The organism is Streptomyces axinellae, from assembly GCF_039532135.1.
Lineage (GTDB): Bacteria > Actinomycetota > Actinomycetes > Streptomycetales > Streptomycetaceae > Streptomyces > Streptomyces axinellae.
Map to the genome: position 1 here is coordinate 205,810 of NZ_BAAARJ010000001.1, position 24,084 is coordinate 229,893.

The 24,084-nt window shown below is 69.7% G+C and carries 18 protein-coding genes; 11 read left to right on the top strand and 7 right to left on the bottom strand.

The window, feature by feature from the left end:
* The first annotated feature begins 4 nt into the window (after positions 1–4).
* From ABD339_RS00780 to ABD339_RS00795, 4 genes are read left to right on the top strand one after another with little or no spacing between them, the layout of a single operon-like run.
* Positions 5–931 carry an ABC transporter permease gene (locus tag ABD339_RS00780; protein WP_344561043.1) on the top strand — a complete coding sequence of 309 codons (927 nt, stop codon included), beginning with the start codon at positions 5–7 and terminating at the stop codon, positions 929–931.
* Positions 928–1,932, top strand: coding sequence for an ABC transporter permease (locus ABD339_RS00785; protein ID WP_344561045.1), 1,005 nt, complete (start codon positions 928–930; stop codon positions 1,930–1,932). The genes ABD339_RS00780 and ABD339_RS00785 overlap by 4 nt, the downstream gene beginning before the upstream one ends.
* Complete coding sequence (locus ABD339_RS00790; RefSeq protein ID WP_344561047.1) at positions 1,929–2,924, top strand: ABC transporter ATP-binding protein; 996 nt, start codon at positions 1,929–1,931, stop codon at positions 2,922–2,924. The genes ABD339_RS00785 and ABD339_RS00790 overlap by 4 nt, the downstream gene beginning before the upstream one ends.
* Complete coding sequence (locus ABD339_RS00795; protein ID WP_344561049.1) at positions 2,917–4,056, top strand: ABC transporter ATP-binding protein; 1,140 nt, start codon at positions 2,917–2,919, stop codon at positions 4,054–4,056. The genes ABD339_RS00790 and ABD339_RS00795 overlap by 8 nt, the downstream gene beginning before the upstream one ends.
* Before the next feature lie 132 nt (positions 4,057–4,188).
* Here ABD339_RS00795 and ABD339_RS00800 read toward each other — a convergent pair whose 3' ends face one another.
* From ABD339_RS00800 to ABD339_RS00815, 4 genes are all read right to left on the bottom strand, one after another.
* Positions 4,189–5,805: a glycerol-3-phosphate dehydrogenase/oxidase gene (locus ABD339_RS00800; RefSeq protein ID WP_344561050.1), complete on the bottom strand. Its 1,617-nt coding sequence runs from the start codon at positions 5,803–5,805 to the stop codon at positions 4,189–4,191.
* A 5-nt stretch (positions 5,806–5,810) separates the two neighbouring features.
* Positions 5,811–7,355 (bottom strand): glycerol kinase GlpK, encoded by a 1,545-nt coding sequence (glpK, locus tag ABD339_RS00805; RefSeq protein WP_344561052.1) that lies wholly within the window; start codon positions 7,353–7,355, stop codon positions 5,811–5,813.
* 51 nt (positions 7,356–7,406) lie between these two features.
* Positions 7,407–8,162, bottom strand: coding sequence for an MIP/aquaporin family protein (locus ABD339_RS00810; protein ID WP_344561054.1), 756 nt, complete (start codon positions 8,160–8,162; stop codon positions 7,407–7,409).
* Between the two features lie 439 nt (positions 8,163–8,601).
* Entirely contained in the window at positions 8,602–9,366 is a 765-nt protein-coding gene (locus ABD339_RS00815; RefSeq protein ID WP_344561056.1) for an IclR family transcriptional regulator, read from the bottom strand.
* A gap of 210 nt (positions 9,367–9,576) precedes the next feature.
* Between ABD339_RS00815 and metH the strand changes: the two genes are divergently transcribed.
* The 3 genes from metH (at position 9,577) to ABD339_RS00830 (ending at position 15,890) form a co-directional block, all read left to right on the top strand.
* On the top strand, positions 9,577–13,095 hold the full coding sequence (metH, locus tag ABD339_RS00820) for a methionine synthase (protein WP_344561058.1): 3,519 nt from the start codon (positions 9,577–9,579) through the stop codon (positions 13,093–13,095).
* A gap of 98 nt (positions 13,096–13,193) precedes the next feature.
* Entirely contained in the window at positions 13,194–13,895 is a 702-nt protein-coding gene (locus tag ABD339_RS00825; RefSeq protein ID WP_344561060.1) for an HAD family hydrolase, read from the top strand.
* A 396-nt stretch (positions 13,896–14,291) separates the two neighbouring features.
* Positions 14,292–15,890: an ABC transporter substrate-binding protein gene (locus tag ABD339_RS00830; RefSeq protein ID WP_344561062.1), complete on the top strand. Its 1,599-nt coding sequence runs from the start codon at positions 14,292–14,294 to the stop codon at positions 15,888–15,890.
* Positions 15,891–16,084: 194 nt separating this feature from the next.
* Here the strand turns inward: ABD339_RS00830 and ABD339_RS00835 are convergent, their stop codons facing one another.
* Both ABD339_RS00835 and ABD339_RS00840 read right to left on the bottom strand, forming a co-directional pair.
* The gene (locus tag ABD339_RS00835; RefSeq protein WP_344561063.1) at positions 16,085–16,756 is read right to left on the bottom strand and encodes a response regulator; all 672 of its coding nucleotides are present in this window, start codon (positions 16,754–16,756) and stop codon (positions 16,085–16,087) included.
* Positions 16,757–16,798: 42 nt separating this feature from the next.
* Positions 16,799–17,791 (bottom strand): RecB family exonuclease, encoded by a 993-nt coding sequence (locus ABD339_RS00840; protein ID WP_344561065.1) that lies wholly within the window; start codon positions 17,789–17,791, stop codon positions 16,799–16,801.
* 233 nt (positions 17,792–18,024) lie between these two features.
* On the opposite strand from ABD339_RS00840, the gene ABD339_RS00845 reads away from it, so the two are divergent.
* The 3 genes from ABD339_RS00845 to ABD339_RS00855 all read left to right on the top strand — a co-directional run bounded on the left by ABD339_RS00845 (position 18,025) and on the right by ABD339_RS00855 (position 21,560).
* Complete coding sequence (locus ABD339_RS00845; protein ID WP_425575857.1) at positions 18,025–19,692, top strand: site-2 protease family protein; 1,668 nt, start codon at positions 18,025–18,027, stop codon at positions 19,690–19,692.
* 31 nt (positions 19,693–19,723) lie between these two features.
* The gene (locus ABD339_RS00850; protein ID WP_344561069.1) at positions 19,724–20,632 is read left to right on the top strand and encodes a tRNA (adenine-N1)-methyltransferase; all 909 of its coding nucleotides are present in this window, start codon (positions 19,724–19,726) and stop codon (positions 20,630–20,632) included.
* A gap of 370 nt (positions 20,633–21,002) precedes the next feature.
* Positions 21,003–21,560 (top strand): hypothetical protein, encoded by a 558-nt coding sequence (locus ABD339_RS00855; protein ID WP_344561071.1) that lies wholly within the window; start codon positions 21,003–21,005, stop codon positions 21,558–21,560.
* A gap of 54 nt (positions 21,561–21,614) precedes the next feature.
* Here the strand turns inward: ABD339_RS00855 and ABD339_RS00860 are convergent, their stop codons facing one another.
* Positions 21,615–21,902 (bottom strand): ferredoxin, encoded by a 288-nt coding sequence (locus ABD339_RS00860; protein ID WP_344561072.1) that lies wholly within the window; start codon positions 21,900–21,902, stop codon positions 21,615–21,617.
* A 243-nt stretch (positions 21,903–22,145) separates the two neighbouring features.
* Between ABD339_RS00860 and arc the strand changes: the two genes are divergently transcribed.
* Entirely contained in the window at positions 22,146–23,912 is a 1,767-nt protein-coding gene (gene arc / locus ABD339_RS00865; protein WP_344561073.1) for a proteasome ATPase, read from the top strand.
* Positions 23,913–24,084 lie beyond the last annotated feature (172 nt).

Below are 24,084 nucleotides of genomic sequence, written 5' to 3' on the forward strand. Positions count from 1 at the left end.
ACACATGCTGACATTCCTGCGACGCCGCATCGTCTCCAGCGCGATACCGCTCCTGGTCGTGGTGCTGGGCGTGTTCTTCCTGGCCCGCCTCACCGGCGACCCGGCCAACCTCTACCTGCCGCTCAGCGCCACCCCGAAGATGCGGGAGGCGTTCTCCGCACAGCACGGCTTCGACGATCCGCTGCTGGCGCAGTTCGGCGACTACCTCGCCCAACTCGCCCGGCTCGACTTCGGTGAGTCCCTGCGCACCGCGCAGCCCGCCGCCGAGGCCGTGCTGCGCGCGTTCCCCGCCACGCTCCAACTCGCGGGCGCCACCATGCTGTTGGCGCTCGCTGGCGCGATCGTCGTCGGCAGCCTGGCCGCCTACCGGCCGAACTCGCCGGCCGACCGGATCGCCGGATTCCTGTCCTCGACGGCCGCCAGCACCCCGGACTTCTGGTTCGCGATCATGGGCGTGCTGGTCTTCGCTGTCACCCTGGACTGGCTGCCGACCTCCGGCACGGCCGGTACCGCGGCCTGGGTGCTGCCCGTGGCCACCTTGCTCATCCGGCCGTTCGGTGTCCTCGTCCAGGTGGTCCGCGGCGCGATGGTCACCGCGCTGTCCGAGCCGTACATCAAGGTGGCGCGCGCCAAGGGAGCCGCCGAACAGCGGGTGATCTTCAAGCACGCGCTGCGCAACGCCGGGGCACCGGTCCTCACCGTCGCCGGAGACCTGGCCGTCGGGCTGATCAACGGCGCCGTGGTCGTCGAGACCATCTTCGGCTGGCCGGGCATCGGCAAGCTGATGATCGACTCCATCCTCCAGCGCGACTTCGCGGTGCTCCAGGCGGCGGTCCTGCTGACCTCACTGACGATCTTCGCGCTCAACATCCTCATCGACAGCGGCTACGCGCTGCTGGACGCGCGCGTCAGACAGGGGGCGATGGTGTGAGTACGCACGAGAGCGAGCGGAAAGCCCACACAGGACAGACCGGGCGAGGTCGGGCCGGGCGAGAACGGGCGGGCCGGGCCGGGCCGCTGCGGCTGCTGGCCGCGGACCGGACGGCGTCGGCGGCCTGCGCGGTGCTGCTGCTGGTCGGGCTGTGCGCGGTGCTGGGACCGCCGCTGCTCGGCGATCTCGCCCGGGAGCAGAACCTCCACGCGGTGAAACTGCGGCCGTTTTCCACCGCGGAGGGCTGGGAGTTCGTACTCGGCAGCGACTCCCTCGGGCGCAGCCTCCTGGCCCGGCTGGTCGTCGCTGCGGGCACGACGATGTCCGTCGCCGTACCCGCCGTCCTGCTGTCGCTGCTGGCCGGCTCCGTATGGGGCATGTGGGCCGGTTTCCACCGCGACTGGCGCGAGACGGTCTCGATGCGCGTCGCCGATGTGATCCTCAGCTTCCCCTCGCTGCTGCTCGCCGTGGTGGTGCTGTACGTGTTCGACCCGAGCGTTGCCAACATCGTGGCTGTGCTGGCGATCGCCCGGATCCCGGTCTATCTGCGCACCGCGCGGGCGGAGTCGGCGGAGCTGCGCGGCAGGCTGTTCGTCGATGCGGCACGCACCTTCGGCACCCGTGACCGGACGATCATCCGGCGCCATGTCGCCCCGGTCGTGCTGCCCACGCTGCTCACCGTGGCCGCCGTGGACTTCTGCTTCGTGATGCTCACCGAATCCTCGCTGAGTTTCCTCGGCATCGGGATCCAGCCACCCGACGTGTCCTGGGGACTGATGGTCGCCCAGGGCCGGCAAGAACTGCGGAACGCCTGGTGGACCGCCGTCTTCCCGGGCCTGGCGATCATCGTCACGACCGGCGCGGCGACCGTGCTCGCCGGCTGGGCCCGGATCGCCGGCGACCCCGCACAGCGCTGGCGGCTGACCATGCCGGAGCGCGGACGCCCAGGCCGCCGGAGCGCCGGCGCCGATGCCGTCGTCGCGAGGAGGGAGCGGACATGAGGGAGCACGCTGATGCTGCCGCCGCGCTGGCGGTCAGCGGCCTGTCCGTGGAACTGCGCACCCCGGACGGGCCGGTGCGCGTGGTGCGGGACGTCGGCTTCGCTGTCCGCTCCGGGCAGACCCTGGCCTTGCTCGGCGAATCGGGCTGCGGCAAGACCATGACGGCGCAGGCCGTGGCCGGTCTCCTCGACCCGGTCGCCGAGGCCGTCGAAGGCCAAGTGCTCCTGGGCGGCCGGGACGTGCTGCGCCTCTCCCGCCGCGAGCGCCGGGGCCTCGCCGGACCGGAACTGGCCATGGTCTTCCAGGACGCGCTCACCGCCCTCAACCCGGTCTACACGGTGGGCTCGCAGTTGGCCGAACCGTTCCGCATCCACGAGCGGGCCTCCCGGCGCGCCGCCGGTGAGCGAGCCGTCGAGCTGATGGAACGGGTCGGCATCCCGGAGCCGAGGCTGCGGGCGAAGGCATACCCGCACCAGTTCTCCGGGGGCATGCGCCAGCGGCTGCTGATCGCGATGGCGATCGCGCTGCGGCCCGCCGTGCTGCTCGCGGACGAGCCGACCACCGCGCTGGATGTCACCGTGCAGGCCCAGATCATGGAACTGCTCGCTCAGTTGCGGCGGGAGACCCGGATGGCGCTCGTCCTGATCACCCACGACCTGGCGGTGGTCGCCGAGCAGGCCGACCAGGTGGCCGTCATGTACGCCGGCAGCATCGTGGAATCCGGCCCCGTCACCGAGGTCTTCGCCGCCCCCCGGCACCCCTACACCCGGGGACTGCTGGACTCGGTGCCCGCGGGCCACCCCCGGGGCACCACGCTGCCGTCGATCGAGGGCGGCCCGCCGCGGCCCGCCGATGTTCCGGCCGGCTGCGCGTTCCGCGCCCGCTGCCCCCTGGCGCGCGAGCGGTGCGCCACCCAGGCGCCGCCCTTGTCCGCCGCGGGGACGGGACGGGCTTCGGCCTGCCACTACTGGAAGGAGCTGGCCGATGCCTGACCCCGCGAACACCCCCCGCACCCCGGCCCCCGCCACCGCCACCGCCCGCACCACCACCGCCGACGGTGAACCCCTGGTGGAGGCACGCGGGGTGACCAAGACCTTCCGGGTGCCGCGCAGCGCCTCGGGCAGCACCCGGCTGCACGCCCTGGCCGGCGTGGACCTCACCGTGCGGCGCGGCCGGACCCTGGGCCTGGTGGGGGAGTCCGGGTGCGGAAAGTCCACGCTGGCCCGGGTGCTGCTCATGCTGGAGCGCCCGGACGCGGGCACGGTGCGCTATGCGGGCGCCGACCCCTTCGCGCTGCGCGGCGAACCGCTGCTGCGGTGGCGGCGCCGGGTGCAGATGGTCTTCCAGGACCCGTTCGCCTCCTTGAACCCCCGGCTGAGCGCCGGGGAACTGATCGCCGAACCGTGGCGCTCGCACCCCGGCCTGATCTCGCGGGACGGGCGCGAGCGCCGGGTGCGTGAGCTGCTGGACATGGTGGGGCTGCGCCCCGGCGACGCGCACCGCTATCCGCAGGAGTTCTCCGGCGGGCAGCGGCAGCGCATCGGCATCGCCCGCGCGCTGGCGCTGAACCCGGAGGTCATCGTCTGCGACGAACCGGTCTCGGCACTGGACCTCTCGGTGCAGGCGCAGGTCCTCAACGTCCTCACCGATGTGCAGGCCGAGTTGGGGGTGGCGTACGTGTTCATCTCGCACGACCTGCCGGTGGTGCGGCACATGTCCGATCAGGTGGCGGTCATGTACCTCGGCCGCGTGGTCGAATCGGGGCCCGCCGAGAGGGTTTTCACCGCGCCCCGGCACCCCTATACGGCCTCGCTGCTGTCCGCCGCACCCCGTCCGCCGGCTGCGGCGGCCGAGGGCGGCCGGACGGGGCGCATCGTGCTCGCGGGCGAGGTCCCCTCCCCGGCCGACCCGCCGTCGGGCTGCCGCTTCCGCACCCGGTGCTGGCAGGCCGAGGAGGTGTGCGCGGAGGTCCTGCCGCCCGACGCGCCCGTGCTGGCCGGGTCAGCACCGGCCGGGCCCGTCTCCGGCGGGCCCGCACCCGAGGAGCCCGTGCCCGACAGGCCCCGGCACCTGGTGGCCTGCCACCTGCCTCTGGAACCGGCCGACAGGGCAGCGGGCCGGTGAACAACGCATAGCTCACACTGTCCGTGATCCACGGCACGCTCAGCTCACTGCTCACTGCTCACTGCTCACAGCGTTCAGCACGCGGCCCCGGCCACATGGGCCGGGGCCGCGTGCTCAACAGGGCAGGGCAGGTCAGCCGCGCTCGCCCAGCGTCTTCTCGATGCGCGCACGCACCTCGTCGGTGTCCAGGCCACGGATGGTCAGCGTCGTCCTGCGCCGTGCGACGTCGTCCACCGTCTCGGCCCACTCGTGGTCGCGGGCGTAGACGACCTGCGCCCAGATCTCCGGCCCGTCGGGGTGGATACGCTCGCCCAGCGACGGGTCCTCGTTGACCAGCCGCGCGATGTCGAAGGAGAGCGAGCCGTAGTGCGTGGCCAGCTGACGCGCCGTCAGCGGGTCCATGCGCACGCCCGGTTCGTGGTCCACCAGCAGCCGGTGCGCGACCGCGTTGGGGTTGGAGATGCCGGGCAGCGGGGTGCGCCGCACCAGGTCCTTGACCGGCACCACGTCTTCCATGGTTCCCGACAGCGCGCCGCCGGGCAGCCTCTCCAGCTTGTTCATGACCGTGCGGCCGATGTGCCGGTAGGTCGTCCACTTGCCGCCCGCGACCGACAGCATGCCGCCACGGCCCTCGGTCACGACCGTCTCGCGCTTGGCCGACTCGACGCCGCCGGGCCCGCCCGGCAGCACCCGCAGCCCCGCGAAGGCGTACGTCATCAAGTCCCGGGAGAGGTCGGCGTCGCGGACGGAGAAGGCCGCCTCGTCCAGGATCTGCTGGATGTCGGCCTCGGTGGCCCGCACGTCGGCCGGGTCGCCCGTGTACTCCTCGTCGGTGGTGCCCAGCAGGAGCTGGTCCTCCCACGGCAGCGCGAAGGTGATGCGGTACTTGTCGATCGGCGTGGCCATCGCCGCGCGCCAGGGCGAGTTGCGCTTCAGGACGATGTGCGCGCCCTTGGACAGGCGGATCGACGGCGCGGCGCCGCTGTCCTCCATGGTGCGCAGGTGGTCCACCCACGGGCCGGTCGCGTTCAGCACCAGCCGCGCGTTGACCCCGAACTCGGTGCCGTCCATCCGGTCCTTCAGCTCGGCGCCGGTCACCCGGCCCCTCGTGAAGCGCAGCCCGGTGACCTCGGAGTGGTTGAGTACCACGGCGCCCGATTCGACGGCGGCGCGCACCGTCATCACGGCCATCCGCGAGTCGTTCATCTGGTGGTCGCCGTAGACCGCGACCGCCTTCAGGTTGTCGGTGCGCAGCGCCGGGTTGTCGGCTGCCGCCTTGGCCGGGGAGATGACCCGGCCGACACCGTCGCCGAAGGCGGACAGCGCCGAGTAGGCGAAGACACCGGCGCCCAGCTTGGCGGCGCCGTGCGGCCCGCCCTTGTAGACGGGCAGGTAGAAGGTGAGCGGGTTGACCAGGTGCGGGGCCACATCCTTGGCCAGCACCCGCCGCTCGTGGTGGTTCTCCGCGACGAGCTTGACCGCACCGGTCTGCAGGTAGCGCAGCCCGCCGTGCACCAGCTTCGAGGACGCGGAGGAGGTGGCGCCGGCGAAGTCACCGGCATCCACCATCGCCACCCGCAGTCCCGACTGCGCCGCATGCCAGGCGACCGAGGTCCCCAGAATGCCGCCGCCTATCACCAGGAGGTCGTACGTCGCGTTCGCGAGCAGCTCTCTGGTCTCGGCGCGGCCAGGATTGCTGCCGGCAGCCGGGTGCGTCCCAAGCGCTGGGACGCTCTGCAGGGTGTTCATCGCTCTCAGTTCTCCTCTTCGATCCAGCCCATGGTCCGCTCGACGGCCTTGAGCCAGCTCTTGTATTCCCGCTCACGCGTCTCGGCGTCCATGCGGGGGGTCCATTCGGCAGCGCGCTTCCAGTTGACACGCAGCTCCTCGGTGTCCGACCAGAAACCGACCGCCAGCCCGGCCGCGTACGCCGCGCCCAGACAGGTGGTCTCGGCGACCATCGGACGCACGACCGGTGCGTCCATGACGTCCGAGATGGTCTGCATCAGCAAGTTGTTCGCGGTCATCCCGCCATCGACCTTCAGCGCGGTCATCTCCACGCCGGAGTCCTTCTGCATCGCATCGACGATCTCCCGGGTCTGCCAGGCCGTCGCCTCCAGCACCGCGCGGGCCAGGTGCGCCTTGGTGACATAGCGGGTCAGGCCCGCGATGACGCCGCGCGCGTCCGAGCGCCAGTACGGTGCGAACAGTCCGGAGAAGGCCGGGACGAAGTAGGCGCCGCCGTTGTCCTCGACGGAGCTGGCCAGGGTCTCGATCTCGGCCGCGCTGTTGATCAGGCCCATCTGGTCGCGCATCCACTGCACGAGCGAGCCGGTGACCGCGATGGAGCCCTCCAGCGCGAAGACCGGCTTCTGGTCGCCGATGCGGTAGCCGACGGTCGTCAGCAGCCCGTTGTAGGAGTTGACCGGCTCGTGCCCGGTGTTCATCAGCAAGAAGGTGCCGGTGCCGTAGGTCGATTTCGCCTCGCCCTGTGCGAAGCAGGTCTGGCCGAACAGCGCCGCCTGCTGGTCGCCCAGCGCGGAGGCGACCGGCAGCCCGGACAGCTCACCGGTGGCCTCTCCGTACACCTCGGCGGAGGAGCGGATCTCGGGCAGCAGCTCCATCGGGACGCCGATGGAGGCGCAGATCTTCTCGTCCCAGGCCATGGTGTGCAGGTTCATCAGCATGGTGCGCGAGGCGTTGGTGACGTCGGTGACGTGCACGCCTCCGTTGGGCCCGCCGGTGAGGTTCCAGATGACCCAGGAGTCCATGGTGCCGAAGAGGATCTCGCCTCTCTCGGCGCGCTCGCGCAGCCCCTCGACGTTGTCGAGCAGCCAGCGGATCTTGGGTCCGGCGAAGTACGAGGCCAGGGGGAGGCCCGTCTCGCGGCGGAACCTGTCCTGGCCGACGTTGCGGCCCAGCTCCTTGCACAGCCCGTCGGTGCGCGTGTCCTGCCACACCAGGGCGTTGTGCACCGGCTTGCCGGTGGCCTTCTCCCACAGCACGGTCGTCTCGCGCTGGTTGGTGATCCCGAGCGCGAGGACGTCCTTCTTGGTGATGCCGGCCTTCTCCAGCGCGCCGGTCACGACCTGCTGGACGTTGGTCCAGATCTCGGCGGCGTCGTGCTCGACCCAGCCCGGCTTCGGCAGGATCTGCTCGTGCTCCTTCTGGTCGACCGCGACGATCCGGCCGTCCTTGTCGAAGACGATGCAGCGGCTGGAGGTGGTGCCCTGGTCGATGGCCGCGATGAAGGGCCCGCCACCGTGTGCGGAGGCGTTCGTGGTGTGGGTGTCGCTCATGGTTACTCCGATACTTCGTTCGGTTCGGTCAGCGGGTCCGTCCGGCGCTCATCAGCCCCACGCGAGGTTGTAGACCCCGGCGGCGGCTGCGCCGCCCGCCAGCGGGCCGACAACCGGGACCCAGGCGTAGGCCCAGTCGCTGCCGCCCTTGTTGGGCAGCGGCAGCAGCGCGTGGACGATACGCGGACCGAGGTCACGCACGGGGTTGATGGCGTAGCCCGTCGGACCGCCGAGGGAGAGACCGATACCCACCACGACCAGCGCGGTGATCAAGGCACCCAGCGTGCTCAGGCCCTTGCCGTTGTCACTGAGGCCCTGCGTGAGGATCGCGAGGAGGAGCACGAACGTCGCGATGAACTCGGTGAGGAAGTTCTGCACCGGGTTGCGCACCTCGGGAGAGGTGAAGAAGACGCCGTGCACCGGGCCCGGGTTCGCCTTCCTCATCTCCACGGCCTCCGGCTCACGGAGCGTGACCTGGAACTGACCGTAGTAGGCGATCCACACGAGTACCGCGCCGAGGAGCGCGCCCAGCAGCTCGCTGCCGATGTATACGGGCACATCGCTCCAGGCGGTGTCGCCCTTGATGGCGAGGCCGAGAGTGACCGCGGGGTTCAGGTGGGCGCCGGAGGGCTGGGCGATGTAGGCGCCGGTGAGAACGGCGAAGCCCCAGCCGAAGGCGATGGCGACCCACCCGGCGTCGAACGCCTTGGACCGCTTGAGGTTGACGGCGGCGCACACGCCGCCGCCGAGGAGGACCAGCACCATCGTGCCGAGAACCTCGCTCGTGAAGATGTCGGAGCTGGACACCCGCGACTCCTTTGTCCTTTGTCCAGATAGATAGGCGGGCCGGTTTAACGTCCGGTGTTCGACAATGTCGACCGCTGGACGGCAACTTTTCTCCTTAATGAAGACCTCGTCAAGGGGGTGTGACGGATCACTCTCGGATGCCCATCCTGATCTCATTTGCACCATTCGGCACGTGTTGGCGGCATATAGCCTAGTTCGTCCGGTGGTGCAGTCGGACAGCGGGGGACGCCCCGGGAGTTCGCCGTCCCTGCGGGCCCGGTGCGGAACGCGCCACCCGGCCGCGAGGAACGAGCCGGCCGGAAGAGGCGGGCGGCCGATACGCCGGCCCGCCCGCCGGGAGAGAACCGCTCGGCCGCGACGGGCGGCCAGCCGCTCAGAAGCGGTGGGCGCCGACCGGGGCGGGCACTCGGCCGCTCGGCCGCGACGGGCACTCAGCCGCTCAGAAGCGACGGGCCCCCAGGTCGTGGGAGACCGCCCGCGCCGTGTCCCGCACGGCCGCCACAAGCCGGGGCAACAGTTCCTCGCCCTCACAGACCCGCTCGACAGCCCCGGTGACCCCCACCGCGCCCACCGGCATCCGGCGCCGATCGTGGATCGGTGCCGCCACCGAGGCGAGTCCGTCCCAGGTCTCCTCCACATCCGCCGCCCATCCGCGGGCCCGGGTCAGCTCCACCGCCGCCTCCAGATCCGCCGGATCCGTCGCGGTGCGCTCCGTGAAGGCCAGGCGCTCCCCGTCCAGTGCCTCGCTCAGCGCCACCGGGTCATAGGCCGCCAGCACCTTGCCCAGAGCGGTGCTGTGCAGCGGCTGCATGGCACCGACCTCCAGGACCTGCCGGCTGTCATCCGGCCGGAAGACGTGGTGGACGATCAGCACGCCCTGCTGGTGCAGCACACCCAGGTAGACGCTCTCGCCGCTGGAGCGGGCCAGGTCATCCGTCCACACGAGGGCCCGCGCCCGCAGCTCGTGCACGTCCAGATAGCTGTTGCCCAGGCGCAGCAGCTCGGCGCCGAGCTGATACTTGCCCGTGGCGGGATCCTGCTCGACGAAGCCCTCCTGCTGAAGGGTGCGGATCAATCCGTGCGCCGTGCCCTTGGCGAGATCCAGAGTCGTGGCGACCTCGGAGAGACCGAGGCGCCGCTCACCGCCCGCCAGCAAGCGGAGCACTGCCGCCGCGCGCTCCAGCGACTGGATGGTCCGGGCCATCGGTCCTCCCTGACCTGCTGTCCTCGGTTCGACAATGCCGAACGGTATCGCCTGATGCCGACGCGACGGTAGTCGAGATCGAGCCGAGGACTGTCCACTCGATGGAATGTCCACCGGCACTCTTGCGCTCGCCCGCTACGCTGACCGGGTGCGCTGCTCGCAACCGGGCACGCAAAGCCGACAGCCGTCGCATCCCAGGGAGCTTCTTCCATGGCCTCGTCGCCGCACAGCACGCCCGTCCCCTCGAACCTCAGCCGCGCCGACGCGCTGCGCGAGGCCCTCGCCTCACGCGTCGTGGTGGCGGACGGGGCGATGGGCACGATGATCCAGGCGCAGGATCCGTCCCTGGACGACTTCCAGCAGCTGGAGGGCTGCAACGAGATCCTCAACGTGACGCGCCCCGACATCATCCGCTCCGTGCACGAGGAGTACTTCGCCGCGGGCGTGGACTGCGTGGAGACGAACACCTTCGGCGCGAACCACGCGGCGCTGGGGGAGTACGACATCACCGACCGGATCTTCGAGCTCTCGGAGAAGGGCGTCGTCATCGCCCGGGAGGTGGCGGAGGAGTTCGAGGCGCGGGACGGCCGCCCGCGCTGGGTGCTGGGCTCCATGGGCCCGGGCACGAAGCTGCCGACCCTGGGCCACGCGCCCTACACCACGCTGCGGGACGCCTACCAGCAGAACGCGGAGGGAATGCTCGCCGGAGGCGCGGACGCCCTGCTGGTGGAGACCACGCAGGACCTGCTGCAGACGAAGGCGTCGGTGATCGGCGCGCGGCGGGCGATGGACGCGGCCGGGATGCCGGTGCCGCTGCTGGTGTCGGTGACGGTGGAGACGACCGGCACGATGCTGCTGGGCTCGGAGATCGGCGCGGCACTGACGGCGCTGGAACCGCTGGGCATCGACATGATCGGCCTCAACTGCGCCACAGGCCCGGCCGAGATGAGCGAACACCTGCGCTACCTGGCCCGGCACTCGCGTATCCCCCTCTCCTGCATGCCGAACGCGGGTTTGCCGGTACTGGGGAAGGACGGCGCGCACTACCCCTTGACGCCGGGCGAACTGGCCGACGCGCACGAGGGTTTCGTCCGCGACTACGGGCTCTCTCTGGTCGGCGGCTGCTGCGGGACGACACCGGAGCACCTGCGGCAGCTGGTGGAGCGGGTGCGGGGCGCCGAGCAGACGGCGCGCGATCCGCGCCCGGAGCCGGGGGCCGCTTCCCTGTACCAGGCGGTGCCCTTCCGGCAGGACACCTCGTACCTGGCGATCGGCGAGCGGACCAACGCGAACGGGTCGAAGAAGTTCCGGGAGGCCATGCTGGAGGGCCGCTGGGACGACTGCGTGGAGATGGCCCGCGACCAGATCCGCGAGGGCGCCCACATGCTCGACCTGTGCGTGGACTATGTCGGCCGGGACGGTGTGGCCGACATGAAGGAGCTGGCGGGCCGGTTCGCGACCGCGGCGACCCTGCCGATCGTCCTGGACTCCACCGAGGTCGAGGTCATCCGCACGGGCCTGGTGTGCCTGGGCGGCCGGGCCGTCATCAACTCCGTCAACTACGAGGACGGGGACGGGCCCGAGTCCCGTTTCGCGAAGGTCTCCGCACTCGCCCGCGAACACGGCGCCGCGCTGATCGCGCTGACCATCGACGAGGAGGGCCAGGCGCGCACGGCGGAGGCGAAGGTGGCGGTGGCCGAGCGGCTCATCGACGACCTCACCGCGCATTACGGTATCCGCGAGTGCGACATCCTCATCGACTGTCTGACGTTCACCATCTGCACGGGACAGGAGGAGTCCCGCAAGGACGGCGTCAACACCATCGAGGCGATCCGGGAGCTGAAGCGGCGGCGTCCGCAGGTGCAGACGACCCTGGGCCTGTCGAACATCTCCTTCGGCCTGAACCCGGCCGCCCGCGTGGTGCTCAACTCGGTCTTCCTCGACGAGTGCGTGAAGGCCGGTCTGGACTCGGCGATCGTCCACGCCAGCAAGATCCTCCCGATCGCGCGGCTGGAGGAGGAGCAGGTCAGCACCGCACTCGACCTCGTCTACGACCGCCGCACCGAGGGCTACGACCCGCTGCAGAAGCTGATGGCGCTGTTCGAGGGCGTCGATATGAAGTCGATGAAGGCGGGCAAGGCCGAGGAACTGGCGGCACTGCCGCTGGACGAGCGGCTGCAGCGGCGGATCATCGACGGGGAGAAGAACGGCCTGGAAGCGGATCTGGACGCGGCGCTGGAATCGCGTCCGGCACTGGAGATCGTCAACGACACCCTGCTGGCCGGGATGAAGGTCGTCGGCGAACTGTTCGGCTCGGGCCAGATGCAGTTGCCCTTCGTGCTCCAGTCGGCCGAGGTGATGAAGACGGCGGTGGCCTACCTCGAACCGCACATGGAGAAGACCGACGACGACGGCAAGGGCACCATCGTGCTGGCCACGGTGCGGGGAGACGTCCACGACATCGGGAAGAACCTCGTGGACATCATCCTGTCCAACAACGGCTACACGGTGGTCAATCTCGGCATCAAGCAGCCCGTCTCGGCGATCCTGGAGGCCGCCGAGGAGAACAAGGCGGATGTGATCGGCATGTCCGGGCTGCTGGTGAAGTCCACGGTCATCATGAAGGAGAACCTTCAGGAGCTGAACCAGCGGAAGATGGCCGCCGACTTCCCCGTCATCCTCGGCGGCGCCGCCCTGACCCGGGCATACGTCGAGCAGGACCTGCACGAGGTGTACGAGGGCGAAGTCCGCTACGCGAAGGACGCGTTCGAGGGGCTGAGCCTCATGGACGCCCTCATGGGCGTCAAACGCGGCGTCCCCGGCGTGGAGCTGCCGCCCCTCAAACAGCGGCGGGTGCCCAAGCGCGACCTGCACATCGCCGAACCCGAGGTCAACGACGGATCCATCCGCTCCGACGTGGCCACCGACAACCCGGTGCCCGAGCCCCCGTTCTGGGGCACCCGGGTCGTCAAAGGTCTCAACCTGCGCGAATACGCTTCCTGGATCGATGAAGGCGCGCTGTTCAAGGGCCAATGGGGCCTGAAGGAATCCCGCGCCGGCGACGGCCCCTCCTACCAGGAACTGGTGGAGACCGAGGGCCGGCCCAGGCTGCGGGGCTGGCTCGACCGGCTCCAGGCCGACGGCCTGCTGGAAGCGGCCGTGGTCTACGGCTACTTCCCCTGCCACTCCAAGGGCGACGACCTGATCGTGCTGAACGAGGACGGCTCCGAGCGCACCCGCTTCACCTTCCCCCGCCAGCGCCGGGGGCGGCGCCTGTGCCTGGCCGACTTCTTCCGCAGCGAGGAGTCGGGGCAGACCGACGTGGTCGGTCTGCAGGTCGTCACCATCGGCTCCAAGGTCGATACGGCCACCGCCGAACTGTTCGCGAACAACAACTACCGCGACTACATGGAGCTGCACGGCATCTCCGTCCAGCTCGCCGAGGCCCTGGCCGAGTTCTGGCACGCCCGGGTGCGCGCCGAGCTGGGATACGCGGGCGAGGACCCGGACGCCATGGAAGGCATGTTCGATTTGAAGTACCGGGGTGCCCGCTTCTCCCTGGGCTACGGGGCCTGCCCCAACCTGGAGGACCGCGCCAAGATCGCCGACCTGCTCCAGCCCGGACGCATCGGTGTCGAGCTGTCCGAGGAGTTCCAGCTCCACCCCGAACAGTCCACCGACGCGATCGTCATCCACCACCCCGAAGCCAAGTACTTCAACGCCCGCTGACGCCGGCCGTCGTACACTGTTCGGTCCGGTACAGGCCGGTTGTTCTCTTCCGCCGAGGAGGGCAACCGGCCTTCTCGTCCCTCTGGAGGTGTTCGCGGATGGCCGATTCTCTCCCCGCCGTCAGCACTCTTACGGCCGAAGAGCCCGCACTCCAGGCAGTGCTGCTCGACATGGACGGCACCCTGGTCGACACCGAGGACTTCTGGTGGGACGCGGAGGTCGCGGTCTTCGCCGAGCTGGGCCACCAGCTGCGCGAGGAGTGGCGCACCGTCGTGGTGGGCGGGCCCATGACACGCAGCGCAGGCTTCCTGATCGAGGCCACGGCCGCCGACATCCCCCTGGATGAGCTGAGCATCCTGCTGAACAACAAGTTCGTCGAGCGGATCGAACGCGGCGTCCCCCTCATGCCGGGCGCCCGCAGACTGCTGGCCGAGCTGGCGGCACACCGGATCCCCGCCGCTCTCGTGTCCGCCTCGCACCGCTCCGTCGTGGACCGCATGCTCGGCTCGCTCGGCCCGGAGAACTTCGCCTTCACCGTCGCCGGGGACGAGCTGCCCCGCACGAAGCCGCACCCGGACCCGTATCTGACGGCGGCCCGCCGGCTGGGCGTCGATCCCGCCCGCTGCGCGGTGCTGGAGGACACGGCCACCGGTGTCGCGGCGGCCGAGGCCGCGGGGTGCCACGTGGTCGCGGTGCCTTCCATCGCGCCGATCAAACCCAAGTCGGGGCGCACCGTGGTCAGTTCGCTCGAAGAAGTCGATCTCTCTTTTCTGCGCTCCCTGGTGCTGATTCCGCGCTGAATTTCCCTTTCCCGCAGAAGGTATTCCCGAGCTTCCCGGAGGGGTGGACGGAGGGCGTCCGGATACTCATTGTCCGTGACAGGGGATCGCCAATTCGGCTGCCCGGTGCGTGGATTGGTCCAGTGACGTTCATCACTTTCAGGTCTCTCGACAGGAGTATCGACCTGTGATCCCCCCGTGCCAGTCGGGGGAATTGTCCATCCCAAGTGTCCGTATTGGCGATCAACGCGAGATACGTTCCCGTGTCCGGATAGCGGACAGGATGCTCGTGGTTCCTCTGCGTGAAACCGCTCCCATGACCTGCGTTTCAGGGACATTCCCGCATGGCGATTAATGTCGTCGCACCGGCCATTTCACCCCTGCAGCAAACCCGGCCGGGCGAGGAGATCGTCGACCATGAACCGTAGAACTATGGCGTTGCCCGTGCTCGCCGGGCTTCTCGCGCCCGTGCTCGCCGGCTGCGGATCCGAGCAGGACACAGGCGCGGGCGGAGATGCCATCGTCGTCGGCACGACCGACCGCTTCGTGGCCGACAAGCAGACCCCCGCCCCCTTCGATCCAGCCGCCGCCTACGACGTCGCGGCGTGGAGCGTCATGCGCAACACCTTCCAGACGCTCGTCAGACTGCCCCGCACCGGCACCGAACCCGAGATGGACGCCGCCCGCACATGCGGCTTCACCGACGCGCAGAACGAGCAGTACCGCTGCACGCTGCGCAAGGGGCTCACCTTCTCCAACGGGCACAAGGTCGATGCCAAGGACGTCGCGTTCTCCCTCGAACGCGTGCTGCGGATCAAGCACCGCAGCGGCCCCTCGTCCCTCTTCGCCGACCTCGACCGCGTCGAGGCAATCGGAGCGCACGAGGTCGTCTTCCACCTCAAGAAGCCCGACGCGACCTTCCCCTACAAGCTCAGCACCCCGGCCGCCGCCATCGTGGACAGCCAGACCTACCCGGCCCGGTCCCTCGCCAAGGGTTACGAGCTGACCGGATCGGGCCCCTACCAGCTCGACAGCTTCGACAACAAGGCCGACACCGCGGTCCTCAGCAAGAACCCGCACTACAAGGGCGGGCTCACCCTCCACAACCAGCAGATCCAACTGCGCTTCTTCAACGGCTCCCACAGCATGGAACAGGCCCTCAAGGCCGGTGACATCGACATCATGAGCCGCACCATCTCGCCCAACCAGGTCCAGGAACTGGACATGGCACAGGGCAAAGGCATCAACCTCGTCGAACAGCCGGGCCAGGAGATCCGCTACCTCGCCTTCAACATGCAGGCCCCCACCACCCGCAAGAAGGCCGTCCGCAAGGCCATGGCACAGCTCATCGACCGGCAGAAGATCGTCAAGGACGCCTACGACCGCAGCACCCAGCCGCTCTACAGCCTCGTCCCGGCGGGCCTGCCCGCCCACCGCAACTCGTTCTTCAACATCTACGGCGAGCCCGACAAGGCGGCGGCCAAGCGCACCCTGGAACACGCCGGCATCCACGACCCCGTCAAGCTCACCCTCCACTACACCTCGGACCACTACGGCGACGCCACCGCCAAGGAGTTCGCCGTCCTCAAGAAGCAGCTCAACGGCAGCGGCCTGTTCGACGTGAAGACCGAGGGCGTCACATGGGACGACTACCGCCCGGCCGCCACCAGCGGCAAGTACGAGGTCTACGGCTACGGCTGGTACGCCGACTTCCCGGACGCCGACAATTTCCTCGCCCCGTTCTTCGAGAAGGACAACTTCCTGGGCTCGAAGTACAGCAACGCCGAGATCCGCGACAAGATCGTCCCGCAGACCCGCCGGCAGACCCGGCGCGCCGGCACCACCGGCGCCTTCGGCCGCGCACAGGACATCATCGCCAAGGACGTCCCCGTACTGCCGCTGTGGCAGGGCAAGCAGTACCTGGCAGCCCGCGACGACATCACCGGCACCGAGTGGGCGCTCAACTCCGCCTCCGTACTCCAGTACTGGGAGCTGGGCCGGGGCGCCGGAGACTGACCGCAGGGGCCGAACGGACGCCGACCGGCCGCGGCAAGCCGCGAGGGGAGCCTCCCCGCAGGGAGGCTCCCCTCATCCGGCTGCAAAGCCGCGAGGACGCATCCGGCTGCGGCCGGTTTCGCCCTTCGCCCGTGGCGCCACGGTGCCGAGCCCCGCGGCGGGCGCGCCAGCGGCCACGGCACGCCCACGACGTCCTACGACGTGCCCGGCCGCACCAGCCCGCTCTCGTACGCGTACACCGCCGCCTGCACGCGGTCGCGCAGCCCCAGCTTGGTCAGCACATGGCCCACATGCGTCTTGACCGTCGTCTCGCTCACGAAAAGATCCGCCGCGATCTCCGCATTGGACAGCCCCCGCGCCACCAGCTTCAGGACCTCCACCTCACGCTCGGTCAGCTGATGCAGAGTGTCCGGCATCGCTTCCTCACCCGAGGGCAGCTTGCCCGCGTACTTGTCCAGCAGCCTGCGCGTGATGCTCGGCGCCAGCATCGCCTCGCCGGCGGCCACCACCCGGATGGCCTGCACCAGCTCACCGGCGGGCGCGTCCTTCAGCAGGAACCCGCTCGCACCGGCGCGCAACGCCTCCACCACGTACTCGTCCAGGTCGAAGGTCGTCAGCACCAGCACCTTCGCCGGGCCGTCCTTGGCCGGACCCGTGATCCTGCGGGTCGCCTCCACCCCGTCCATCCGCGGCATCCGGATGTCCATGAGGACCACATCGGGCTGGAGCGCCCGCACCTGATCGAGCGCCTGCAAGCCGTCCCCGGCCTCACCCACGACCGCTATGTCCTGCTCAGCCTCCAAGATCATCCGGAAGCCGGTGCGCAGCAGTGGCTGGTCATCCACCAGCAGTACGCGGATTGCCACAGGAACTCCTCCAGAGGGCGGCAGCGGGCACCCCATTCTTGCCTAGTCGCCCTCCGCCCGGACCGCTGCCCCCTCGCCGGCCTGGACAGTCCCGCCGGCCGCCGAAGCCGCTCCGTCCCCGGCCGACCCGGCTCCGTCCTCCCCAGCGGAGACCGGCCCGCCGTCGGCGGGGCCCGCGCCCTCCTGCGGCGGCCTCGGCTCGGGCAGCCTCGGCTGGATCATCAGCGGATACGGCGGGGGAGTGCCCCCGAACTCGGGGCAGTGCGCCTGATGGTCGCACCAGTCGCACAGCTTGCCCGGCTTCGGCCGCCAGTCGCCCGTCTCCGTCGCACGCGTGATCGCGTCCCACAGGGCCAGCAGCTTGCGCTCCACGCCCCGCAGATCACTCTCGTCGGGGTCGTAGGTGAGCACATCACCGCTGCCGAGGAAGACCAGCTGCAACCGCGTGGGCACCACGCCCCGCAGCCGCCACAGCACCAGCGCGTAGAACTTCATCTGGAAGAGCGGGCCGTCCGCGTACTCGGGGCGCGGCGCCTTTCCCGTCTTGTAATCGACGATCCGCACCTCACCCGTAGGAGCGATGTCCACCCGGTCGATGATGCCGCGCAGCCGCAGACCGGACTCCAGCCGCGCCTCCACGAACAGCTCACGCTCGGCCGGCTCCAGCCGCGTCGGATCCTCCAGCGTGAACCACCGCTCGACCAGCTGCTCGGCCTCCGCCAGCCACTGTCCCAAACGGGCCCCGTCCCGCGTGTCCTCGGCGAACAGCTCCGCCAGCTCGGGACGCTTGGCCAGCAGCCGCTCCCACTCCCCGGCGACCAGGGAACGGGCCCGCGGCGCGCTGCGCTCCCGGGCAGGAGCGTCGAAGAGTCTCTCCAGCACCGCGTGCACCACCGTCCCCCGAGTGGCGGCGGCGGAGGGCTTCTCCGGCAGTTTGTCGATCACCCGGAAGCGGTAGAGCAGCGGGCACTGCATGAAGTCGCCCGCCCGGGAGGGGGACAGCGAGGTCGGCGGTGTGGCCGCGCTGGTTCTCATGGGGAAAGACCCTACGGCCCACCACTGACAAGGGACACTTACCATCGACGGCAGACCCCTCGCATCGCATGATCGTCAGGACCGCGCGGAGCAGCGGGGTGCGAGAGGGCAGCAGCAGAGGGGAACCCGTGGCGGACACGGACAACGACGGGAAGCCGCGGAGCGACGGCTCAGGCGGGGCGAGCGGCGGCGAGCGCCGGTCCCCGAGCACGCCCGAGACCGCGTCCGAGGCCATGGGGGAGGACAAACCCGCCCCCGCGAACACCCCCGCCGCTGAGGCCGCCCCACCCCCTGAGCGAAACTCCCGGCCCGCCCTCGAAGAGGGCCACCAGGCCGCCTCCGAAGACGGCCCGGCCCCCGTACGCGAGGAAAAACCCGACCGCGCCGGACACGGCCCCGCCGAGCCCGCTCCGACCGAACACCCGGCCGAACAGACCGGGCCCGCTCCGGACGCGCGCCCGGCCGACGAGCAACCGGAGTCCGCCGCGGGCAAGCCGGAACCCGTCCTGGAGAAGCCGGAGCCCCCCGCGGACGGGCCGGCGTCCGCCCCGGGCAAGCCGGAGTCCCCTGCGGAGGAGCCGGATTCCGCTCGGGAGGAGTCGGAGTCCGCCGCGCACGAGCCGGAGCCCGCCGCACACAAGCCGGGTTCCGCTCCGGACAAGCCGGCACCCGCCCCGGGCGACCGGTCCACTCCGGACGGGCGTCGGCCCGCCCCGGCCAAGACCCTGCCCGCCGAGCGCGAGCGCCCGCGCCCGGCAGGCGGCGGCATTCTGATGGGCCGCCCCTTCGGCGTACCCGTCTACGTCGCCCCTTCCTGGTTCCTCGTCGCGGCGCTCATCACCTGGGTCTTCGGCGGCCAGCTCGACCGTGTGCTGCCCGAACTGGGTGCCGCGCGCTACCTGATCGCCCTGTTCTTCGCCGTCGCCTTCTACGCCTCGGTCCTCGTCCACGAACTGGCCCACACCGTCGCCGCGCTCCGCTTCAAGTTGCCCGTGCGCCGCATCCAGCTCCAGTTCTTCGGCGGCGTCTCCGAAATCGAGAAGGAGTCCGAGACCCCCGGCCGCGAATTCATCCTCGCCTTCGTGGGACCGCTGCTCTCACTCGTCCTCGCGGGCGTCTTCTTCGTGGGCATGCGCGCCGTGGAGCCCGGCACCGTCCCCGGCGTCCTGCTGGCCGGACTGATGATCTCCAACCTCATCGTCGCCGTCTTCAACCTGCTGCCCGGCCTCCCCCTGGACGGCGGACGCATGCTGCGCGCCGTCGTCTGGAAGATCACCGGCAAGCCCATGACCGGCACCGTCGCCGCCGCCTGGGTGGGCCGGGCGCTGGCCGTCGCCGTGCTGATCGGCCTCCCGCTCGCCGCCCAGACCGGCGGCGTCGCCAAGGGCGGTGTGAGCGGAATGGACTCCCTCACCGACGCCCTGCTCGCCGCGATCCTCGCCGCCATCATCTGGACCGGGGCCGGAAACAGCCTGCGTATGGCCCGGCTGCGCGAGCGCCTCCCCGAGCTCCAGGCCCGCAACCTCACCCGCCGGGCCGTCCCCGTCCGCACCGACACCCCGCTCTCGGAGGCACTCCGCCGTGCCAACGAGGCCGGAGCCCGCGCCCTCGTCGTCGTCGACGGCCGAGGAGAGCCGCTCTCCCTCGTCCGCGAGGCCGCCCTCGCCGGCGTGCCCGAACACCGCCGTCCCTGGGTCGCCGTCAGCACCCTCGCCCAGGACCTCAAGGACGGGATGCGGGTCCCCGCCGAAATGGCCGGCGAGGACCTGCTGGAGTACCTGCGCGCCACCCCCGCCACCGAATACCTCGTGGTCGAGGAGACGGGCGAGATCTACGGAGTGCTCTCGGCCGCCGACGTCGAGCGCGCCTTCGTCGCGGCCATGGCAAAGCCCTCCGCGTAACAGGCTGCTCAGGACCGGATAGGCTGTGCGCATGTCCGAACCGACCGGTGCCGCCCGCCGTCGCGGGCCCTTCAAGGTCGGGGATCAGGTCCAGCTCACAGACCCCAAGGGACGCCACTACACGATCACCCTCGAAGAGGGGAAGAGCTTCCACACCCACAAGGGAGCCTTCCCCCACGACGAGCTGATCGGTGCGCCCGAGGGAAGTGTCGTCCGTACCACGGGAAACGTCGCCTACCTGGCGCTGCGCCCCCTGCTCCCCGACTACGTCCTGTCCATGCCGCGCGGAGCCGCCGTCGTCTACCCCAAGGACGCCGGACAGGTACTCGCCATGGCCGACATCTTCCCCGGCGCACGCGTCGTCGAAGCCGGCGTCGGCTCCGGCTCGCTGAGCACCTTCCTGCTCCGCGCCATCGGCGACCAGGGCATGCTCCACTCATACGAGCGCCGGGCCGACTTCGCCGAGATCGCGCAGCAAAACGTGGAGCGCTACTTCGGCTCCCCGCACCCCGCCTGGACCCTCACCGTCGGCGACCTCCAGGACAACCTCTCCGACACCGACGTCGACCGCGTCATCCTCGACATGCTCGCCCCTTGGGAATGCCTTGAGCCGGTCTCCAAGGCCCTGGTGCCCGGCGGCATCCTGTGCGCCTACGTCGCCACCACCACGCAGATGGCCCGCATGGTCGAGTCCATCCGCGAGTTCGGCACCTTCAACGAGCCGCAGGCGTGGGAGACGATGGTGCGCAACTGGCACATCGAGGGCCTCGCCGTACGCCCCGACCACCGGATGATCGGCCACACCGGCTTCCTGCTCACCGCACGCCGCCTCGCCGACGGCGTAGAGCCCCCCTTGCGCCGCCGCCGCCCCGCGAAGGGCGCGTACGGCGATGACTACACCGGCCCCGGCAGCCAGTCCGGAGGTCGCACCTCCGCCTGACGGCCCCGCGTCCCCGGCCCCAAGCCGCCACACTGGCCGGGCAACAGGGCCGAGAACCTCACACGAAGAGCCGAGACGAGGCACCGGAGGCACCTGCCCCGGTGCCTCGTCGTCGGCTCGTACGAAGCCGTCACCGGTCCCGCTCCAGTCCTCAAACAGGAGCGAAACCAACACTGTTGAGCCTGACGCCGGGCCGCCCGTTCATGCGTTTGCATGATCGTAGGACGCACTCCATCTCGGCAAAGCGACACCCAATCGGCAATCCCGCCGCCCCGCAGGCACCAACGGGACCCGGGCGTTCCACGCCGGTGTGACGTATGGCACGATGCTGAGCACCTCCCCGCACCCACCTCCCCAGGAGTCACCCCGCGTGACGGATCTGCCACACACCCGTACCCGTACGGTCCACTGGCTGGCCACCGCCGCAGCGCTGGCCGCCGTGCTCGGTGCCTCGGCGCTCCTGCCCTCCGACGCCACCGCCAACCCGGCCCCCCGAGCGGAATCCGGCAAGGCCCCCGACCCCGCCACCGCGCACTACCCCCTCGACTGCGGCCCCGCCGGCACCAAGACGGACGTACTCGACGAGGGAGCCGCGGACTTCGACGGCGACGGCGCCGCCGAAACCGTCGCCGTCGTACGCTGTCGGGCCCAAGGCGGCACCCCGCCCAGCGCGGTCTTCGTCCTCACCCACGCCGCCGACAGCCGCACCCCCGAAGTGGCCGCCACGCTCGTGGCTCAGAAAGAACGGATGACGGTCAAGGACCTCAAGGTCCACGGCACCACCATCTCCGCGAAGCTCCTCGGATACTCCACCCCCGACGTACCGCGCTGCTGCCCCGACAAGCAACGCCGCGTCAAGTGGGAATGGAAGAGCGGGAAGTTCGCACTCACCCCCGCACCCGTCGCCGGCGGCGGCATCAGCGCCTGAGCGGCACTCCGGAACACGCTGCGGGCCTCCCCGCGGCACCCCGGAACACGAGATTCACTCGGCCTCGGGGCCGTAGACCTCGACCTTGTCCGAAATTCGCCGCACATGGATACAGTCCCCGGGGCACTCCTTGGCCGAGTCCGCGACATCGCGCAACAGCGGAAGGGGGACGGCCGTGGTCGCACCGGGATCCTGGAGCAGCTCGTCATCCCCGCTCTTCACATACGCCAGCCCGTCGATGTCCAGCTCGAAGACCTCCGGAGCGTACTGCGCGCAGATCCCGTCACCCGTGCACAGGTCCTGATCGATCCAGACCTCAAGGGCCTCCTCCGCTGTGCTCATCCTGGTGACCGCCGCTCCTGCAACTCGTGACGAAATAGGGCCGCCCCTGAAGGGTGTTGAACGACTTGACGATACAACCGGTCGCTTTCAGATGGTGATGGGTGGGTATTCCCCAGTCGTGAGGGAGTGCGCAAGGGTGAAGATCGGACACGCCCCGACCGTTCTTTGTGATCTAGGGGTTTCAACCCGCACCGGCCCAGGTAGGGTCGAAGCGTCCAGCTCCCCCTGGAGGAGGTGAGGACCGTGGCAGCCCACGACGACGACATCAACCGCGGCATCCGGCCCGGTCGGGGTTCGGAGGACCCGTCCGGCCAGATCGCCTATCTTGAGCAGGAAATCGCCGTCCTGCGCCGCAAGCTCGCCGACTCTCCGCGTCACACGAGGATTCTCGAAGAGCGGATCGTCGAGCTGCAGACCAACCTGGCCGGCGTGTCCGCCCAGAACGAGCGGCTCTCCAACACTCTCCGCGAGGCACGCGACCAGATCGTGGCCCTCAAAGAAGAGGTGGACAGGCTCGCCCAGCCACCGGCCGGCTTCGGCGTCTTTCTGCAGGCCAACGAGGACGGCACCGCCGACATCTTCACCGGAGGCCGCAAACTCCGGGTGAACGTCAGCCCCAACGTGGAACTCGAAGAGCTGAAGCGCGGCCAGGAGCTGATGCTCAACGAAGCGCTCAACGTGGTCGAGGCCATGGAATTCGAGAGTGCCGGTGACATCGTCACCCTCAAAGAAGTCCTGGAAGACGGAGAGCGCGCCCTGGTCGTCGGCCACACCGACGAAGAGCGCGTCGTACGGCTCGCCGAACCCCTGCTGAACGCGACCCTCCGCGCCGGAGACGCCCTCCTCCTGGAGAGCCGCTCCGGATACGTCTACGAGGTCGTACCCAAGAGCGAAGTCGAAGAACTGGTCCTCGAAGAGGTCCCCGACATCGACTACACCAAGATCGGCGGCCTCGGCGGACAGATCGAACTGATCAGGGACGCGGTAGAGCTGCCCTACCTCTACCCCGACCTCTTCCGCGAGCACGAACTGCGCCCGCCCAAGGGCGTCCTGCTCTACGGCCCGCCCGGATGCGGCAAAACCCTGATCGCCAAAGCCGTCGCCAACTCGCTGGCCAAAAAGGTCGCCGAGGTCACCGGCCTCCCACAGGGCAAGAGCTACTTCCTGAACATCAAGGGCCCCGAACTGCTCAACAAATACGTGGGCGAGACCGAACGGCACATCCGCCTCGTATTCCAGCGGGCCCGCGAAAAGGCCAGCGAGGGAACCCCCGTCATCGTCTTCTTCGACGAAATGGACTCCCTCTTCCGTACCCGCGGCTCCGGAGTCAGCTCGGACGTGGAAAACACCATCGTCCCCCAGCTCCTCTCCGAGATCGACGGCGTGGAAGGTCTGGAGAACGTCATCGTCATCGGCGCCTCCAACCGCGAAGACATGATCGACCCCGCCATCCTCCGACCCGGCCGCCTCGACGTGAAGATCAAAATCGAGCGCCCGGACGCCGAAGCCGCCAAGGACATCTTCTCGAAGTACCTCACCGCGAACCTCCCGCTGCACTCCGACGACGTCTCCGAACACGGCGACAGCAAGCCCGCCGCAGTCGACGCCATGATCCAGTCGGTCGTGGAGCAGATGTACGCGGAGTCCGAGGAGAACCGTTTCCTGGAAGTCACCTACGCCAACGGCGACAAGGAAGTCCTCTACTTCAAGGACTTCAACTCCGGCGCCATGATCGAAAACATCGTCGGCCGCGCCAAGAAAATGGCCATCAAGGCGTACCTCGACCAGAACCAGAAGGGCCTGCGCGTCTCCCACCTGCTCGCCGCCTGTGTCGACGAGTTCAAGGAGAACGAAGACCTCCCCAACACCACCAACCCGGATGACTGGGCCCGCATCTCCGGCAAGAAGGGCGAACGGATCGTCTACATCCGCACGCTCGTCACCGGCAAACAGGGCGCGGACACCGGCCGTTCCATCGACACGGTCGCCAACACCGGTCAGTACCTGTAGCGAGGACCAGTCCGGCTGCGGGGCCCCAAGGGCACCCGCAGCCGGACTGTTTCCCCGGAGCGCCAAGGAAGTCCGCAGAGTGATCTCCCCACTTCAGCCTGTGCGGCATAGGCTCTTCCGTACCGCCGTGAAGCGCAGTGCGGACGAGGGGACCGCGCACGGGCCGGATGCG

Bases quoted from the DNA above. Each gene is read 5' to 3' on its own strand.
- ABD339_RS00800 (WP_344561050.1), bottom strand. From the start codon at position 5,805: ATGAACACCCTGCAGAGCGTCCCAGCGCTTGGGACGCACCCGGCTGCC.
- glpK (WP_344561052.1), bottom strand. From the start codon at position 7,355: ATGAGCGACACCCACACCACGAACGCCTCCGCACACGGTGGCGGGCCC.
- ABD339_RS00845 (WP_425575857.1), top strand. From the start codon at position 18,025: ATGGGGGAGGACAAACCCGCCCCCGCGAACACCCCCGCCGCTGAGGCC.
- ABD339_RS00830 (WP_344561062.1), top strand. From the start codon at position 14,292: ATGAACCGTAGAACTATGGCGTTGCCCGTGCTCGCCGGGCTTCTCGCG.
- ABD339_RS00815 (WP_344561056.1), bottom strand. From the start codon at position 9,366: ATGGCCCGGACCATCCAGTCGCTGGAGCGCGCGGCGGCAGTGCTCCGC.
- ABD339_RS00780 (WP_344561043.1), top strand. From the start codon at position 5: ATGCTGACATTCCTGCGACGCCGCATCGTCTCCAGCGCGATACCGCTC.
- ABD339_RS00790 (WP_344561047.1), top strand. From the start codon at position 1,929: ATGAGGGAGCACGCTGATGCTGCCGCCGCGCTGGCGGTCAGCGGCCTG.
- ABD339_RS00795 (WP_344561049.1), top strand. From the start codon at position 2,917: ATGCCTGACCCCGCGAACACCCCCCGCACCCCGGCCCCCGCCACCGCC.
- ABD339_RS00825 (WP_344561060.1), top strand. From the start codon at position 13,194: ATGGCCGATTCTCTCCCCGCCGTCAGCACTCTTACGGCCGAAGAGCCC.
- ABD339_RS00850 (WP_344561069.1), top strand. From the start codon at position 19,724: ATGTCCGAACCGACCGGTGCCGCCCGCCGTCGCGGGCCCTTCAAGGTC.
- ABD339_RS00840 (WP_344561065.1), bottom strand. From the start codon at position 17,791: ATGAGAACCAGCGCGGCCACACCGCCGACCTCGCTGTCCCCCTCCCGG.
- ABD339_RS00860 (WP_344561072.1), bottom strand. From the start codon at position 21,902: ATGAGCACAGCGGAGGAGGCCCTTGAGGTCTGGATCGATCAGGACCTG.
- metH (WP_344561058.1), top strand. From the start codon at position 9,577: ATGGCCTCGTCGCCGCACAGCACGCCCGTCCCCTCGAACCTCAGCCGC.